Raw genomic sequence first — 15,840 nt, forward strand, 5'->3', positions numbered from 1 at the left:
CGCCGCACCGCACGCTCCTACAGGTTTTGTGTCGTTCGCATAATGGCGGAGCGACACAAAACCTGTAGGAGCGTGGCTTGCCCGCGAAGGCGTCCGCACAATCAACACCGCCCGGTCTGACGAAATACCTTCTAACCGCCGAAACCAGTAAACTGCCGCACGTTTTTCGTCGAGTGTGTTTTTCATGCAAATTGCTTTGGCGCCCATGGAGGGGTTGGTCGACAACATCCTGCGGGACGTGCTGACCCGTGTGGGCGGTATCGATTGGTGCGTGACCGAGTTCATCCGGATCAACGACCAACTGCTCACCCCTGCCTATTTCCACAAGTTCGGTCCTGAACTGCTGACGGATGCGCGCACCGCTTCCGGCGTGCCATTGCGCGTGCAGCTGTTGGGTTCCGACCCGGTGTGCCTGGCGGAAAACGCCGCGCTGGCCTGCGAGCTGGGTTCCGAAGTCATCGACCTGAACTTCGGCTGCCCGGCCAAGACCGTCAATAAATCCCGTGGCGGCGCGGTACTGCTCAAAGAGCCCGAGCTGTTGAACCAGATCGTCGAGCATGTCCGTCGCGCCGTCCCGGCGCACATTCCGGTCACCGCGAAAATGCGTCTCGGCTTCGACAGCCCTGACGGTTCGCTGGTCTGCGCCACGGCCCTGGCCGAAGGCGGCGCGGAGCACATCGTGGTGCATGCGCGGACCAAGATGGACGGCTACAAGCCGCCGGCGCATTGGGAGTGGATCCCTCGCGTGCAGGAAGTGGTCAAGGTGCCGGTATTCGCCAACGGTGATATCTGGAGCGTCGAAGACTGGCGCCGCTGCCGCGAAATCAGCGGCGTGGAAGACATCATGCTCGGTCGCGGGCTGGTGTCGCGTCCGGACCTGGCCCGGCAGATCGCCGCCGCCCGTGCCGGTGAAGAGGTGGTCGAGATGACCTGGGCCGAGCTGCTGCCGCTGATTCAGGACTTCTGGCTGCAAGCCAAAGCCCAGATGACGCCACGCCAATCGCCCGGTCGCCTGAAGCAGTGGCTGGCGATGCTTACGCGCAATTATCCCGAGGCGGTTGAGCTGTTCACCCTGCTTCGCCGTGAAACCGAACTGGATCAGGTTTCGCGTTTGCTGGGGTTGCAGGTAGCCGAAGCGGCCTGAAAAAAATCTCGAAATAATCTCTTGAAAAGCAATCAGCGGTCCCTATCTAAGGATTACGCGATGCCGAATTCGGGTCGCGGAGACAAAAAACTTGCTGATTGTTTTCAGGAGATTTGAACCATGACTACTGCATTTTCCCTGGCCCCACTGTTCCGTTCCTCGGTAGGCTTCGACCGTTTCAACGACCTGTTCGAAACCGCCCTGCGCAACGAGCCAGGCAGCACCTATCCACCTTACAACGTGGAAAAACACGGTGACGATCAATACCGCATCGTTGTAGCGGCCGCCGGTTTCCAGGAAGAAGACCTGGACCTGCAAGTCGAGAAAGGTGTGCTGACCATCAGTGGCGGCAAACGCGACGCAACTGAAGGCGTGACCTTCCTGCACCAAGGCATCGCCCAGCGCGCGTTCAAACTGTCGTTCCGCCTGGCCGATCACATCGAGATCAAGGCCGCCGACCTGAGCAACGGTCTGTTGAGCATCGACCTGCTGCGTGTCATTCCGGAAGAGGCGAAAGCCAAACGCATCCCAATCAACGGGACGCAAAAACCCGCTCTGCAGCACTAAGGCGGGGCAATGAAAAAGGGCGCCAATGGCGCCCTTTTTTGTGCCCGCACTTCCTGTAGGAGCGAGCCGGCTCCGGGCGGCGTTCCGACGATGGACCTGAGAGCGCTGCGGGGTTTCAGGATTCCCGCGTCATCGTTGACGTCCATCGCGAGCAGGCTCGCTCCTACAGGGTGCGGGTTATTTCAGGAGTTTCTGGAATGCCTCCACCGGCAACGGCTGGCTGTGCAGATAGCCCTGATAAAAATGGCAGCCCAGCCCCTGCAAAAACTCTAACTGTTCCGGCGTCTCCACCCCTTCGGCAATCACTTTCAACTCCAGGCTGCGGGCCATGGCGACGATGGCGCGGATGATCTCGGCGTCGTTCGGGTCGGTAGTCGCATCGCGAATGAACGACTGGTCGATTTTCAGGGTGTCGACCGGCAATCGCTTGAGGTAAGTCAGCGAGGAATAACCGGTGCCGAAGTCGTCCATGGCGAAGCTGATGCCGAGTTTTTTCAGGCGGCGCATTTTGCTGATGGTGTCTTCCAGATTCTGGATGACGATGCCTTCGGTGATCTCCAGTTTCAGCAGCGAGCAGGGCAGGCCGTGGGTGGCGAGGCTGAGCTCGATGCGCTCGACGAAGTCGTTCTGGCGGAATTGTCGTGGGCTGATGTTCACGCACAGGCTGAAGTCGAGCGGGTCGATCAGGCCCTTGGCGATCAGCTGTTTAAAGGCGTCGCAGGCTTCGTCGACGATCCAGGTGCCGACTTCCAGAATCAGTCCGCTGTCTTCCAGGACCTTGATGAATTCAGTCGGCGATTGCGCGCCCAATTCCGGATGGTTCCAGCGCACCAGCGCTTCGGCGCCGACGATGCGATTGTCGCGGGCGTCCACCTGCGGCTGGTAATGCACGTCGAATTCGCCCCGGGAAAGGGCCAGGCGCAGGTCGGTCTCCATGCGCAGGCGCTCACTGGCGGCCTTCTGCATGGTGTTGTGATACATCTGGGTGGTGTTGCGCCCCGAATCCTTGGCCCGATACAGCGCGATGTCGGCGCGTTTGAGCAGGTCGGTCGGGGTCGAGCCATGATCGGGAATCAGCGCGATACCGATACTCGGTGTCACTTGCAGGCGCTGGCCGTCGAGGAACATCGGTTCCGACAGCAGTTCGCGCAAGGTGTCCGCCAGTTCGCGGACCTGCTCGCTGACTTCATTGCGCGAACCTTCCAGGCCGCTGAGCAGCACCACGAATTCGTCACCGCCCAACCGTGCCACGGTGTCTTCCATGCGCACGCTGGCTTCGAGGCGCGCAGTGATGATCTTCAGCACCGTGTCGCCCACCGGGTGGCCGAGCGAATCGTTGATGTGCTTGAAGTGGTCGAGGTCCAGAAACATCAGGGCGCCGCGCAGGTTGTGGCGTTTGAGCAGGGCGATCTGCTGGCTCAGGCGATCCATCAACAGCGCGCGGTTGGGCAGGTTGGTCAGCGGGTCGTGGTAGGCCAGGTGGCGGATCTGTGCTTCGGCGTTTTTCAACAGGCTGACGTCCCGCGCGGTCAGCAGCAGGCACGCGGTTTCATTGAGGGTGATCGGTTCTACCGAGACTTCGACGGTCAGCAAGTCGCCATGCTTGTTGCGCCCAAGCATTTCCTGGTGATGCACGCGGCCCTTGATCTGCAGCTCGGCCAGCAGCGCCGAGCGTTGTTTTTCTTCGGCCCAGATGCCGACCTGGTACACCGTGCGGCCGACGACTTCATCGGCGCGGTAGCCGGTCAGGCGGCAGAAACCGTCGTTGACCTCCAGATAGCGCCCGGTGTCGCGTTCGGTGATGGTGATGGCGTCGGGGCTGGAGTGGAAGGCCTTGGCGAACTTCTCCTCGCTGGCCTTGAGCGCCGCTTCCGAGCGTTGTTGCTGGGTGATATCACGCAGAGTGGTAACGATGCACGGCTGGTCGCCGACACTGATCTGGCGGCTGGAAATCACGCAGGTCAGCGACTGGCCGTCCTTGTGCTGGACGATGATGGCGACGTTGTTCAGGCCTTGTTCGCGGATGACTTGTTCGATCCGGCGCAGGCTTTTCGCCGAGGCGTCCCACAGGCCGATTTCGTCGGCGCTGCGACCAATCACCTCGGCGGTACTCCAGCCGAAGGTCTGGGTGAAACTGGAGTTGATCTCGATGAACTGGCCGGTGTCCTGGCGGGTAACGCAGATCGGGTCCGGGCTGACCTGGAACAGGGTGGCAAATTTCTCTTCGGAGGCGACCAGCTTCTGTTCGCGTTCGACCTGATCGGTAATGTCCAGCAAGGTCCCCGCCATGCGTAGCGGTGCGCCGTTTTCATCGCGGTAGAGGCGGGCGCGGCTTTCCAGGTAACGCGAAGTGCCGTCCTCCAGCTGCACGCGGTAGGTCAACTGATAGTTGCCGGCCGGGCCTTCGCGCAGGCTGCGATAGGCATCGCGCATGCTGTCGCGCTCCTCGCCGGGCACGCCTTCGAAAAACTCGTCGAAGGATTCATGGAACGGTATGGGGTCCAGTCCGTGCAACTGCGCGGCGCGGGCCGAGCCATACAACATGCCGCTGGGAATGTGCCAGTCCCAGGTGCCGAGCTGCGCCGAGTCCAGCGCCAGGTCAAGACGCTCCTGGCTGTCCTTAAGGGCAAGTTCGGCAGCCTTGCGTTCGGTGGTGTCGAGAAAGGTGCTGAGCAGGTAGGGCTGGCCTTCGAGTTCGACCTTTTGCGCGCTGAGAATGCCATCGTGGACCTGTCCATTACTGGCGCGGAACTGCACCTCCATGCTGACCAGCTCACCTTTGGCCTTGGTCGCCTTGACCAGTTTCTCCCGTTGCTCCGGGTGTACCCACAGGCCCAGTTCCAGCGTGGTGCGGCCAATCGCGTTTTGCACCGGCCAGCCGAACAGGCTTTCGAAATACTGGTTGGCTTCGGTGATCAGGCCGTCTTCCTGGCGAGTCAGCAGCACCATGTTCGGGCACAGGTGAAACAGCGTCGCGAAGCGTTTTTCCGAGCTGCTCAGCGCCTGTTCACGCTGACGCTGGTGGGTGATCTCGCGGATTACCCCGATCATGCGTGGTCGCCCGTGTTTGTCCGGCAGCAGGCTGCCGTTGATCTCCAGCCAGTGCAGGCTGCCGTCGGGCCAGCGAATGCGGTGATGCATCGCCTGTTCCAGTGGCGCGCCGGCGATTACCGCGTGGAAGGCACGGAGGGTTTTCGCTCGATCCTCCGGGGGCAACAGGTCGAGGTATTCCAGATCCGCCGGCAACGGTTGCCGGGGGTCGAAACCGAACAGCGCCTGCGTACCCCGCGACCAACTGATCTGCCCGCGTTCGATGTCCCAATACCAGGCGCCCAAACGTGCGCCGTTGAGGGCGGCCAGCAGCTGCGGCGCACTCTCCCAGCTCTGCTCGGATCGTTTCGGGTCAAGCGCCTGAATACGTGGCATCGGCGGAATACGGTCAACAGATTTCGGCATTGGCAGGCCTTGGGCTGAATGGGGCGTTAGGCGCAGGTATTTGAGGCTCTATAGGAGTAGCACAAATTAGCCTTGAGTCCCTGGCAGATCGAGTTGTGCATCCAGCAAGGCCATAAAAGCCCGTGCTGCGTTCGACAGCGTCCGTTCGGTGTGCAAGATATAGCCTAGCTGGCGAGTCAGTTGTATGCCGGGCAAAGGTATTCGCGCAACCTGATCGTCAAGCATTGTGCGCGGCAACACGCTCCAGGCCAGGCCGATCGACACCATCATCTTGATGGTTTCCAGATAATTCGTGCTCATGGCGATGTTCGGCGTCAAGCCTTGGGCTTCGAACAGGCGCCGGACGATATGGTGAGTAAAGGTGTTGCCGCCGGGAAATACCGCCGGATGCAGGGCGATGTCCGCCAGGCTGACCGCGCCATTGCTGATCAGTGAATGCTCCGGCGCGGCCACGAAATCCAGCGGGTCGTCCCACACCGGCGTGGCCTTGACCAGGGCATGAGGCTCGGGCGCGAGGGTGATGACGGCCAGCTCGGCGCGACCGTGGAGGATTTCTTCGTAGGCCACTTCCGAATCGAGGAACTGAATATCCAGCGCCACTTGTGGGTAGCGTCGGGTGAATTCCCTTAACAAGGGCGGTAAACGGTGCAGGCCGATGTGGTGACTGGTGGCCAGCGTCAGGCGGCCGGTCACTTCGCCAGTCAGGTTAGTCAGGGCGCGGCGGGTGTCGTCCAGCACGTTCAGAATCTGATAAGCCCGTGGCAGCAGGGCGCGTCCGGCTTCGGTCAGGCCGACTTCGCGACCCAGCCGATCAAACAGTCGCACCTTTAATTGCTGCTCCAGCCCTGCGATCCGTTTGCTGATCGCCGGTTGCGTCAGGTGCAGCCGTTCGCCGGCACCGGAGAAGCTTCCTGTCTCGGCAATGGCAATAAAGGCATTAAGGTTGGCCAGATCCATCGTCGTATTCCAGTTGGTTATCCAAAGCATAAAAAATATGAATTTGAGTTATTTAATGTAACCCCCTAGGATCGACCTCACAAGCCAAAGGGTTATTGAAATTCTCAAGACCCAGGGCATAGAAACACGCTGATGAGGACCGTCTGATGGCCGGCAAAACGCTTTACGACAAGCTTTGGGATTCCCATGAAGTGAAACGGCGCGACGATGGGTCGTCGCTGATCTATATCGACCGCCACATCATCCATGAAGTGACTTCGCCCCAAGCTTTCGAAGGCCTGCGCCTGGCCGGGCGCAAGCCTTGGCGCGTCGACTCGATCATCGCCACGCCGGATCACAACGTACCGACCACTCCGGATCGCAAGGGCGGCATCGAAGCGATTACCGACCAGGTCTCGCGTTTGCAGGTTCAGACCCTCGATGACTACTGCGATGAATATGGCATCACCGAATTCAAAATGAATGACGTGCGCCAGGGCATCGTTCACGTGATCGGTCCGGAGCAGGGCGCAACCTTGCCGGGCATGACCGTGGTCTGCGGCGACTCGCACACCTCGACCCACGGTGCATTTGGCGCCCTGGCCCATGGCATCGGCACTTCCGAGGTCGAGCACGTGTTCGCCACGCAGTGCCTGGTCGCCAAGAAAATGAAGAATATGCTGGTGTCGGTCGAAGGCAAACTGCCGTTCGGCGTGACCGCCAAGGACATCGTGCTCGCGGTCATCGGCAAGATCGGCACCGCCGGCGGTAATGGCCATGCCATCGAGTTTGCCGGCAGCGCCATTCGCGACTTGTCTATCGAAGGCCGCATGACCATCTGCAACATGTCCATCGAGGCTGGCGCTCGCGTAGGTCTGGTGGCGGCGGATGAAAAAACCGTGGCGTATGTGAAAGGCCGTCCGTTTGCCCCGAAAGGCGCGGAATGGGACCTCGCTGTCGAAGCCTGGAAAGACCTGGTTTCCGACGCTGATGCGGTGTTCGACACCGTCGTCGAGCTCGACGCCACTCAGATCAAGCCTCAAGTCAGCTGGGGCACTTCGCCCGAGATGGTGTTGGCGGTCGATCAGAACGTGCCGGACCCGGCGAAGGAAATGGACCTGGTCAAACGCGGTTCCATCGAGCGCGCCCTGAAGTACATGGGTTTGACCGCCAATCAGGCGATCACCGACATTCAGCTGGACCGCGTGTTCATTGGCTCCTGCACCAACTCGCGGATCGAAGACCTGCGCGCTGCGGCGGTGATCGCCAAGGGCCGCAAAGTGGCTTCGACCATCAAGCAAGCCATCGTGGTGCCGGGCTCGGGCCTGGTGAAGGCGCAAGCCGAGGCCGAAGGCCTGGACAAGATTTTCCTCGAAGCCGGTTTCGAGTGGCGTGAACCAGGTTGCTCGATGTGCCTGGCGATGAACCCGGACCGTTTGGAGTCGGGCGAGCATTGCGCATCGACCTCCAACCGCAACTTCGAAGGGCGTCAGGGCGCCGGTGGCCGTACGCACCTGGTCAGCCCGGCCATGGCCGCGGCGGCTGCCGTCAACGGTCGTTTCATCGACGTTCGCGAACTGATCTGAGGAACCGCACATGAGAGCTTTTACCCAACACACCGGTTTGGTTGCGCCATTGGATCGTGCCAACGTCGACACCGACCAGATCATTCCGAAGCAGTTCTTGAAGTCGATCAAGCGCACCGGTTTTGGCCCGAACCTGTTTGACGAATGGCGCTACCTGGACGTGGGTTATGCCTACCAGGACAACTCCAAGCGTCCGCTGAACAAGGATTTCGTCCTCAACGCCGAGCGTTACCAGGGCGCCAGCGTATTGTTGGCCCGCGAAAACTTCGGTTGCGGCTCCAGCCGCGAGCACGCGCCGTGGGCGCTGGAAGAGTACGGTTTCCGCAGCATCATTGCGCCGAGCTATGCCGACATCTTCTACAACAACAGCTTCAAGAACGGCTTGCTGCCGATCATCTTGAGCGACGCTGAAGTGGATGAACTGTTCCAGCAAGTCGAGGCGAATCCTGGCTACGAGTTGAAGATCGACCTGCAAGCCCAGACCGTGACCCGGCCTGACGGCAAGGTCTACAGCTTCGAGCTCGACGAGTTCCGCAAGCATTGCCTGGTCAACGGCCTCGATGACATCGGCCTGACTTTGCAGGATCACGAGGCAATTGCATCGTTTGAAGCCAAGCATCGTGCGAGCCAGCCTTGGTTGTTTCGCGACGCTTGATTTTGCGTAAGGCGTGATGACGCCTTCGCGGGCAAGCCTCGCTCCTACAGGTATTGCGCTGTCCTTGTAGGAGCGAGGCTTGCCCGCGAAGAGGCCCGAAAAAACACTCCAAGACTCACCCGAAAAAGGAAGTCCACATGACCAGCACCGCCCAGCACAGCCAGGTAGTCCAAAAGCAATTCGGCGAACAGGCCTCGGCCTACCTGAGCAGCGCCGTCCACGCTCAAGGCACTGAGTTTGCGCTGCTACAGGCTGAGCTGGCCGGGCAGGGCGATGCCCGCGTGCTGGACCTCGGTTGCGGCGCCGGTCATGTGAGTTTTCACGTGGCGTCGTTGGTCAAGGAAGTGGTGGCTTACGATTTGTCGCAGCAAATGCTCGACGTGGTCGCCGGTGCTGCCGTTGATCGTGGGTTGGGCAACGTGTCCACGGTCCTGGGTGCCGCTGAGCGGTTGCCATTCGCCGATGGCGAATTCGACTTCGTCTTCAGCCGTTATTCGGCGCACCATTGGAGCGATCTCGGCCTGGCCCTGCGTGAAGTCCGGCGCGTGTTGAAGCCGGGCGGCGTGGCGGCGTTCATCGACGTGTTGTCACCGGGTAGCCCGTTGTTCGACACTTACCTGCAAAGTGTCGAAGTGCTGCGCGACACCAGCCATGTGCGCGATTATTCCGCCGGCGAGTGGCTGCGTCAGGTCAGCGAGGCGGGGTTGCACACTCGCAGCACCACGCGTCAGCGCCTGCGTCTGGAGTACACCAGCTGGGTCGAGCGCATGCGCACACCACAAGTGATGCGCGCTGCGATCCTCGAATTGCAGCAGTCGATGGGCAACGAAGTACGCGAATATTTTGAGATTGAGGCCGATGGTTCGTTCAGTACCGATGTACTGGTACTGATGGCAGAACGATAAGCTCGGAAACATAAGCCCCGAGCGATAGAGTTTTTCCGGGCGTGCCCAAGGGCACACCGACTGATGACATGAGGAAAGCATGAGCAAGCAGATTCTGATTCTCCCAGGTGACGGTATTGGCCCGGAAATCATGGCCGAAGCGGTCAAGGTGCTGGAACTGGCCAACGACAAGTACAGCCTGGGCTTCGAACTGAGCCACGACGTGATCGGTGGCGCCGCCATCGACAAGCACGGCGTGCCACTGGCCGACGAAACCCTGGAGCGTGCTCGCGCCGCTGATGCTGTTTTGCTGGGCGCCGTGGGCGGCCCGAAATGGGACACCATCGAGCGTGACATCCGTCCTGAGCGTGGTCTGCTGAAGATTCGTGCGCAACTGGGCCTGTTCGGCAACCTGCGTCCGGCGATCCTGTACCCGCAACTGGCCGAAGCTTCCAGCCTGAAAGCCGAAATCGTTTCCGGCCTGGACATCCTGATCGTTCGCGAGCTGACCGGCGGCATCTACTTCGGCGCGCCGCGTGGCACCCGCACCCTGGAAAATGGCGAGCGTCAGTCCTATGACACGCTGCCGTACAGCGAAAGCGAAATCCGCCGCATCGCCCGTGTCGGTTTCGACATGGCCATGGTGCGCGGCAAGAAGCTGTGCTCGGTGGACAAGGCCAACGTGTTGGCTTCCAGCCAACTGTGGCGTGAAATCGTCGAAGAAGTGGCCAAGGATTACCCGGAAGTCGAACTGAGCCACATGTACGTCGACAACGCCGCCATGCAACTGGTGCGCGCACCGAAGCAGTTCGACGTGATCGTCACCGACAACATGTTCGGCGATATCCTGTCTGACCAGGCGTCGATGCTCACCGGTTCCATCGGCATGCTGCCGTCGGCATCGCTGGATACCCACAACAAGGGCATGTACGAGCCTTGCCACGGTTCGGCGCCGGACATCGCGGGCAAGGGCATCGCCAACCCGCTGGCGACCATTTTGTCGGTGTCGATGATGTTGCGTTACAGCTTCAACCAGTCGGGTGCAGCGGATGCCATCGAGAAAGCCGTGAGCCTGGTGCTGGATCAGGGCCTGCGGACGGGCGACATCTGGTCGACCGGTTGCACTAAAGTCGGTACGCAGGAAATGGGTGACGCAGTAGTCGCCGCGCTGCGGAATCTGTAATCTCTCGGGCCCGCTGCCACTTTCCACTTCGAAAGCAGCGGCCCACTTTTCAAGAAGGTGTAGTTGCGATGAAACGTGTAGGTCTGATCGGTTGGCGCGGTATGGTCGGTTCCGTGCTCATGCAGCGGATGCTGGAAGAGCAGGATTTCGATCTTATCGAGCCGGTGTTTTTCACCACTTCCAATGTCGGTGGCCAAGGCCCGTCCGTGGGTAAGGACATTGCTCCGCTCAAGGACGCTTACAGCATTGAAGAGCTGAAAACCCTCGACGTGATTCTGACCTGCCAGGGTGGCGACTACACCAGCGAAGTCTTCCCGAAGCTGCGCGAAGCCGGCTGGCAGGGTTACTGGATCGACGCCGCTTCCAGCCTGCGCATGCAGGATGACGCGGTCATCGTGCTGGACCCGGTCAACCGCAAGGTCATCGACCAGCAGCTCGACGCGGGCACCAAGAACTACATCGGCGGCAACTGCACCGTCAGCCTGATGCTGATGGGTCTGGGCGGTCTGTTCGAAGCCGGTCTGGTCGAGTGGATGAGCGCCATGACTTATCAGGCAGCCTCCGGTGGCGGCGCGCAGCATATGCGTGAACTGATCAAGCAAATGGGCGTGACCCACGGCGCTGTCGCCGATCAACTGGCCGACCCGGCCAGCGCCATCCTCGACATCGACCGTCGTGTGGCCGAAGCCATGCGCAGCGACGCGTACCCGACCGAAAACTTCGGCGTACCGCTGGCCGGCAGCCTGATCCCGTGGATCGACAAGGAACTGCCGAACGGTCAGAGCCGCGAAGAGTGGAAGGCCCAGGCCGAGACCAACAAGATTCTCGGTCGCTTCAAGAGCCCGATCCCGGTCGATGGCATCTGCGTGCGTGTCGGCGCCATGCGCTGCCACAGCCAGGCACTGACCATCAAGCTGAACAAAGACGTGCCGATCGCCGACATCGAAGGGCTGATCAGCCAGCACAACCCTTGGGTCAAACTGGTGCCGAACAACCGCGACATCAGCATGCAGGAGCTGAGCCCGACCAAGGTCACCGGCACCCTGAATGTGCCGGTTGGCCGTCTGCGCAAGCTGAACATGGGTTCGCAGTTCGTCGGCGCGTTCACCGTCGGCGACCAGCTGCTGTGGGGCGCGGCCGAGCCGCTGCGTCGCATGCTGCGGATTCTGCTTGAGCGTTGATCGATTGAAGCAATGAAAGAACCCGTGCCTTGAAAGGGGCGCGGGTTTTTTTATGGAAGTTGTGTCGCCAGAAAGGGCCTCTTCGCGGGCAAGCCTCGCTCCTACAGGTGCGGCGCGATCCCATGTAGGAGCGAGGCTTGCCCGCGAAGGAGCCGGTACCGGCGCCGCAAATCCCCGGCAGAAATTGCCTGCACACCCTCCACCCGGTAAAGTGCCGCTCCCCCCGTTTCGCCAGAGGTACAACCATGAGCCAGTCCTTTGATATTGCCGTGATCGGCGCCACCGGTACTGTCGGCGAAACGCTCGTGCAGATTCTCGAAGAACGCGACTTTCCAGTCGGTAACCTGCACCTGCTGGCCAGCAGCGAGTCCGCCGGTCATTCGGTGCCGTTTCGCGGCAAGAACGTGCGGGTGCGGGAGGTCGATGAGTTCGACTTCAGCAAAGTACAGCTGGTGTTCTTCGCCGCAGGTCCGGCGGTGACCTTGAGTTTCGCCTCGCGGGCCACGGCGGCCGGTTGCTCGCTGATCGATCTGTCCGGCGCTTTGCCCGCCGATCAGGCGCCGCAGGTGGTGCCGGAAGCCAATGCTCAGGTTCTGGCCGGTCTGAAAAAGCCATTCCAGGTCAGCAGCCCAAGCCCGTCGGCCACCACCTTGGCCGTGGTGCTCGCACCCTTGCTCGGTCTGCTCGATCTGCAGCGCGTCAATGTGACCGCCAGCCTGGCCGTTTCTGCCCAGGGCCGCGAAGCCGTCACGGAGCTGGCCCGGCAAACCGCCGAGCTGCTCAATGTGCGTCCGCTGGAGCCGAGTTTTTTCGATCGGCAGATGGCCTTCAACCTGCTGGCGCAAGTCGGCAAGCCGGATGAAAACGGCCATACGCTGCTGGAAAAGCGTCTGGTGCGTGAGCTGCGTCAGGTCATGGCCTTGCCTTCATTAAAGATTTCCGTCACTTGCATTCAAGCCCCGGTGTTTTTTGGCGATAGCTTTAACGTGACCCTGCAGTCTGCAAGCGCTGTGGACCTGGTAAAAGTCAACGCGGCGCTGGAAGACGCTCCGGGTATCGAGCTGGTGGAAGCCGGCGATTACCCGACGCCGGTCGGCGATGCGGTAGGGCAGGATGTGGTCTACGTCGGTCGGGTTCGCGCTGGAATCGACGACCCGTCGGAACTTAATGTGTGGCTGACGTCAGATAACGTACGCAAAGGCGCGGCGCTCAATGCTGTGCAGGTGGCTGAATTGTTGATAAAAGACCTGCTGTAAAAGATACTTGGCAACAATTTGCAGAATGATTCTGGTCGGGCGTCATGTTCGACCGGATTGCTGAAGGCAAGCCACCCTGCGAGGCTTTCCGGGGCATGAAAGAAATGATCGCGCGCGACGACCCTTCGCCGCCGCGCGCAATGCCTTACGGCAGCGACTATCAACACCTTCTCGCTGGCCGAGGAATGTTCAAACAAAGGATGAGGCTATGGTTCAAGTTCGCAAACTGGTGTTAGCAATAGCGGCCGCCTCGGCGCTGTCCTCCGGTATGGCGCATGCGCTCGGGCTCGGGGAATTGACCCTGAAGTCGTCGCTGAACCAGCCACTGGTGGCGGAAATCGAATTGCTCGACGTCAAGGAACTCACGGCTGCCGAATTGGTGCCGAGCCTGGCGTCGCCCGAAGATTTCGCCAAGGCCGGTGTCGACCGTCAGGCATTCCTCAATGACCTGAGCTTCACCCCGGTGCTCAACGCCAGTGGCAAAAGCGTCTTGCGCGTGACCTCCAGCAAGCCGCTGTCCGAACCGATGGTGAAATTCCTGGTTCAGGTGATGTGGCCCAACGGTCGCCTGCTGCGCGATTACAGCGTGCTGCTCGACCCGTCCAAATTCTCGCCGCAAACCGCTGAAGCGGCTGCGCAGCCGGTACCGACCCAGACTGTCGCTGCACCGGTGACCGGCGCTACCAAACCGACCCAATACACCACCACGCCGCGCGATACCCTCTGGGAAATCGCTGCGAAGGCGCGCAATGGCGGCTCGGTTCAGCAAACCATGCTGGCCATCCAGGCGCTGAACCCGGATGCCTTCATCAACGGCAACATCAACCTGCTGAAAACCGGTCAGGTGCTGCGCCTGCCGGACCAGACGCAAGTCGCCAGCGTGCCGCAACCCAAAGCCATCGCCGAAGTCGCTGCGCAGAACACTGCGTGGCGTCAGGGGCGTCGCTATGTGGCGAAGCCTGGAGCAGGGCAGCAGCAACTCGACGCGACCAAGCGCCCTCGCGCTGAAGGCGCTCCTGTGCAGCCCGCCAAGGACAAACTGAGCCTGGTGTCTGCCGAGTCCGGCAAGGCCGGTGGCAAAGGTGCTGCAGGTGATGCGAAGGCCTTGAGCAACAAGCTGGCCCTGGCCCAGGAAAGCCTCGACACGACCCGTCGTGACAACGCTGAACTGAAAAGCCGCATGACCGATCTGCAAAGTCAGCTGGACAAGCTGCAACGCCTGATCGAGCTGAAGAACAATCAACTGGCCAAGATGCAGGCCGAAGGTGCTGCGGGTGCGCCGGCTGCTGCTGTCGCGGCGGCCCCGGCGATCTCGGCCGAATTGACGCCGAGCCCTGCGCCCGTAACGCCAGCCCCGGTGGTGGCCGCTCCTGAGGCCGCACCAGCTCCGGCTGAAGCGCCTGTCGAGCCAGCGCCGGCCGCGTCTGACGATCAGAAATTCAACGAGCTGCTGACCAATCCGGTGCTGTTGGGTCTGGTCGGCGGCGGGGCAGTGGTTCTGCTGCTGTTGCTGCTGTTGCTGGCCCGTCGCCGCAAAGCCCAGCAGGAAGCCGAGAAACACCTGCGGATGGCCCGTGCCTTGTCCGAGGAGCAGGATTTCTCCGCTGATCTGGATTTGCCTGAAAGCAGCTTCGAAGGTCTGGAAGTGCCGCCGCCAAGCGTGAAGCTCGCGACCGCGCCAGCTCCTGCACCCGCACCAACCCCGGCTCCCGCTCCGGCTCCGGCTCCGGCTCCGGTCATTGAGCCGGTGGTGGTCATGCCGCCGATCGCCGCGCCACTGGTCGCGCCTGCTGCTGATCGTGATGACGACGTGCTGGCCAAGGCACAGTCGCACATGGCTGCCGGTCGCCTGAATCAGGCGGCTGCGTTGCTGGAAGATGGCATCAAGCAGGAGCCTCAGCGCAGTGACCTGCGTCTGAAGCTGATGGAAGTCTATGGCCAGCAGGGCGACCGCGACGCGTTCGTGGCCCAGGAGCGTCAGCTCGTGGCCAACGGCGAAAACTTCGCCCGTGTCGAAGAGCTGAAAAGCCGCTTCCCGGCCATGGCGGTCGTCGTGGCGGGTGGTCTGGCTGCTGCGGCCGTCGCTGCCGAACTGGACGCCGAATACGTCAAAGAGCTGTTGATGGACGAGTCCGAAGAGCCGGCGCCGGCACTGGCCGATGACGACTTCGACAGCGCGTTTGATTTGAGTCTGGATGATCTGGAAAACGTCGTTCCTGTGGTGGCTGCGCCTGAGCCGACGCCTGAGCCAGAACCAGAGGCTTTGGCCGAACTGGATGAATTCCCGCTGGACGACGACCTGAGCTTTGAGTCGGTGTTGCAGCAACAGACTGAAATCAAGGAAAACCTCGACGACCTGTCGGACTTCGATCTGGACATGGACCTCGGTGCCGATCCGTCGCCAGGGATCCTCGATGACGACGAATTCCTGTTGAGCCTGGATGACGACGTCAAGGACTTGCCTGCCGTTGAAGTACCTGCCGCCGCTCCTGAGGTCGCGCTGGATGATCTGGAGCTGCCGGCGGATTTCGATCTGTCGCTGGCCGATGAAATGGACGCTCCGGATGCATTTGCCGCTGAGCTGGATGACGTCAACGCCGAGCTGGATCGTCTGTCGCAGAGCATTGGCGAACCGACCTTCACTGCCGAAGACGCATTGGCTTCCGCCGCTGACGAACCGGAATTCGATTTCCTCTCCGGCACCGACGAAGTCGCCACCAAGCTCGATTTGGCCCAGGCCTACATCGACATGGGCGACGCCGATGGCGCGCGGGACATCCTCAATGAGGTGGTCAGCGAAGGTGACGCGGGTCAGAAGAGCGAAGCCAAGGAAATGCTTTCGCGTCTGGCTTGAGTGATCGGTAAGGCATGAACAAAACGGCAGCCCATTGAGGCTGCCGTTTTTGTTTTATCGATAATGCGATGGAGTCTGTTGAGGTGTCTTCGCGGGCAAGCCTCGCTCCTACTGGATTCCACAACTCCGGTAGGAGCG

11 protein-coding genes are annotated in these 15,840 nt (G+C 61.0%); 9 read left to right on the plus strand and 2 right to left on the minus strand.

Annotated elements, in window-relative coordinates; genetic code table 11:
* Nucleotides 1–184 precede the first annotated feature (184 nt).
* Both ACM6IO_RS17090 and ACM6IO_RS17095 read left to right on the plus strand, forming a co-directional pair.
* Nucleotides 185–1,144 carry a tRNA dihydrouridine synthase gene (locus tag ACM6IO_RS17090; RefSeq protein ID WP_192226348.1) on the plus strand — a complete coding sequence of 320 codons (960 nt, stop codon included), beginning with the start codon at nt 185–187 and terminating at the stop codon, nt 1,142–1,144.
* Between the two features lie 120 nt (nt 1,145–1,264).
* Nucleotides 1,265–1,711, plus strand: a complete 447-nt coding sequence (locus ACM6IO_RS17095) for an Hsp20 family protein (RefSeq protein ID WP_008028306.1) — start codon at nt 1,265–1,267, stop codon at nt 1,709–1,711.
* A gap of 177 nt (nt 1,712–1,888) precedes the next feature.
* Here the strand turns inward: ACM6IO_RS17095 and ACM6IO_RS17100 are convergent, their stop codons facing one another.
* Both ACM6IO_RS17100 and ACM6IO_RS17105 read right to left on the minus strand, forming a co-directional pair.
* Nucleotides 1,889–5,167: a PAS domain S-box protein gene (locus ACM6IO_RS17100; RefSeq protein WP_008028304.1), complete on the minus strand. Its 3,279-nt coding sequence runs from the start codon at nt 5,165–5,167 to the stop codon at nt 1,889–1,891.
* 66 nt (nt 5,168–5,233) lie between these two features.
* A complete protein-coding gene (locus ACM6IO_RS17105; protein WP_008028303.1) occupies nt 5,234–6,124 on the minus strand; it encodes a LysR family transcriptional regulator in 891 nt (296 codons plus the stop codon).
* A gap of 146 nt (nt 6,125–6,270) precedes the next feature.
* Between ACM6IO_RS17105 and leuC the strand changes: the two genes are divergently transcribed.
* The 7 genes from leuC to ACM6IO_RS17140 all read left to right on the plus strand — a co-directional run bounded on the left by leuC (nt 6,271) and on the right by ACM6IO_RS17140 (nt 15,702).
* Nucleotides 6,271–7,689, plus strand: coding sequence for a 3-isopropylmalate dehydratase large subunit (leuC, locus tag ACM6IO_RS17110; RefSeq protein ID WP_008028300.1), 1,419 nt, complete (start codon nt 6,271–6,273; stop codon nt 7,687–7,689).
* Between the two features lie 10 nt (nt 7,690–7,699).
* A complete protein-coding gene (leuD, locus tag ACM6IO_RS17115) occupies nt 7,700–8,344 on the plus strand; it encodes a 3-isopropylmalate dehydratase small subunit (RefSeq protein ID WP_008028298.1) in 645 nt (214 codons plus the stop codon).
* 137 nt (nt 8,345–8,481) lie between these two features.
* Complete coding sequence (locus tag ACM6IO_RS17120) at nt 8,482–9,249, plus strand: class I SAM-dependent methyltransferase (RefSeq protein ID WP_008037641.1); 768 nt, start codon at nt 8,482–8,484, stop codon at nt 9,247–9,249.
* 79 nt (nt 9,250–9,328) lie between these two features.
* On the plus strand, nt 9,329–10,411 hold the full coding sequence (leuB, locus tag ACM6IO_RS17125) for a 3-isopropylmalate dehydrogenase (protein ID WP_280163445.1): 1,083 nt from the start codon (nt 9,329–9,331) through the stop codon (nt 10,409–10,411).
* Nucleotides 10,412–10,479: 68 nt separating this feature from the next.
* A complete protein-coding gene (gene asd, locus ACM6IO_RS17130) occupies nt 10,480–11,592 on the plus strand; it encodes an aspartate-semialdehyde dehydrogenase (protein WP_008037636.1) in 1,113 nt (370 codons plus the stop codon).
* A gap of 245 nt (nt 11,593–11,837) precedes the next feature.
* Nucleotides 11,838–12,848: an aspartate-semialdehyde dehydrogenase gene (locus ACM6IO_RS17135; RefSeq protein ID WP_192226356.1), complete on the plus strand. Its 1,011-nt coding sequence runs from the start codon at nt 11,838–11,840 to the stop codon at nt 12,846–12,848.
* Between the two features lie 208 nt (nt 12,849–13,056).
* On the plus strand, nt 13,057–15,702 hold the full coding sequence (locus ACM6IO_RS17140; protein WP_414911911.1) for a FimV/HubP family polar landmark protein: 2,646 nt from the start codon (nt 13,057–13,059) through the stop codon (nt 15,700–15,702).
* Nucleotides 15,703–15,840 lie beyond the last annotated feature (138 nt).

It is taken from the genome of Pseudomonas sp. IT-P44 (genome assembly GCF_949768225.1).
In the GTDB taxonomy this organism is placed as follows: Bacteria; Pseudomonadota; Gammaproteobacteria; order Pseudomonadales; family Pseudomonadaceae; genus Aquipseudomonas; species Aquipseudomonas migulae.

Coding starts and splice junctions, on each gene's coding strand:
- ACM6IO_RS17120 (WP_008037641.1), top strand. CDS start 8,482: ATGACCAGCACCGCCCAGCACAGCCAGGTAGTCCAAAAGCAATTCGGC.
- ACM6IO_RS17090 (WP_192226348.1), top strand. CDS start 185: ATGCAAATTGCTTTGGCGCCCATGGAGGGGTTGGTCGACAACATCCTG.
- ACM6IO_RS17135 (WP_192226356.1), top strand. CDS start 11,838: ATGAGCCAGTCCTTTGATATTGCCGTGATCGGCGCCACCGGTACTGTC.
- asd (WP_008037636.1), top strand. CDS start 10,480: ATGAAACGTGTAGGTCTGATCGGTTGGCGCGGTATGGTCGGTTCCGTG.
- ACM6IO_RS17100 (WP_008028304.1), bottom strand. CDS start 5,167: ATGCCGAAATCTGTTGACCGTATTCCGCCGATGCCACGTATTCAGGCG.
- leuC (WP_008028300.1), top strand. CDS start 6,271: ATGGCCGGCAAAACGCTTTACGACAAGCTTTGGGATTCCCATGAAGTG.
- leuB (WP_280163445.1), top strand. CDS start 9,329: ATGAGCAAGCAGATTCTGATTCTCCCAGGTGACGGTATTGGCCCGGAA.
- leuD (WP_008028298.1), top strand. CDS start 7,700: ATGAGAGCTTTTACCCAACACACCGGTTTGGTTGCGCCATTGGATCGT.
- ACM6IO_RS17105 (WP_008028303.1), bottom strand. CDS start 6,124: ATGGATCTGGCCAACCTTAATGCCTTTATTGCCATTGCCGAGACAGGA.
- ACM6IO_RS17140 (WP_414911911.1), top strand. CDS start 13,057: ATGGTTCAAGTTCGCAAACTGGTGTTAGCAATAGCGGCCGCCTCGGCG.
- ACM6IO_RS17095 (WP_008028306.1), top strand. CDS start 1,265: ATGACTACTGCATTTTCCCTGGCCCCACTGTTCCGTTCCTCGGTAGGC.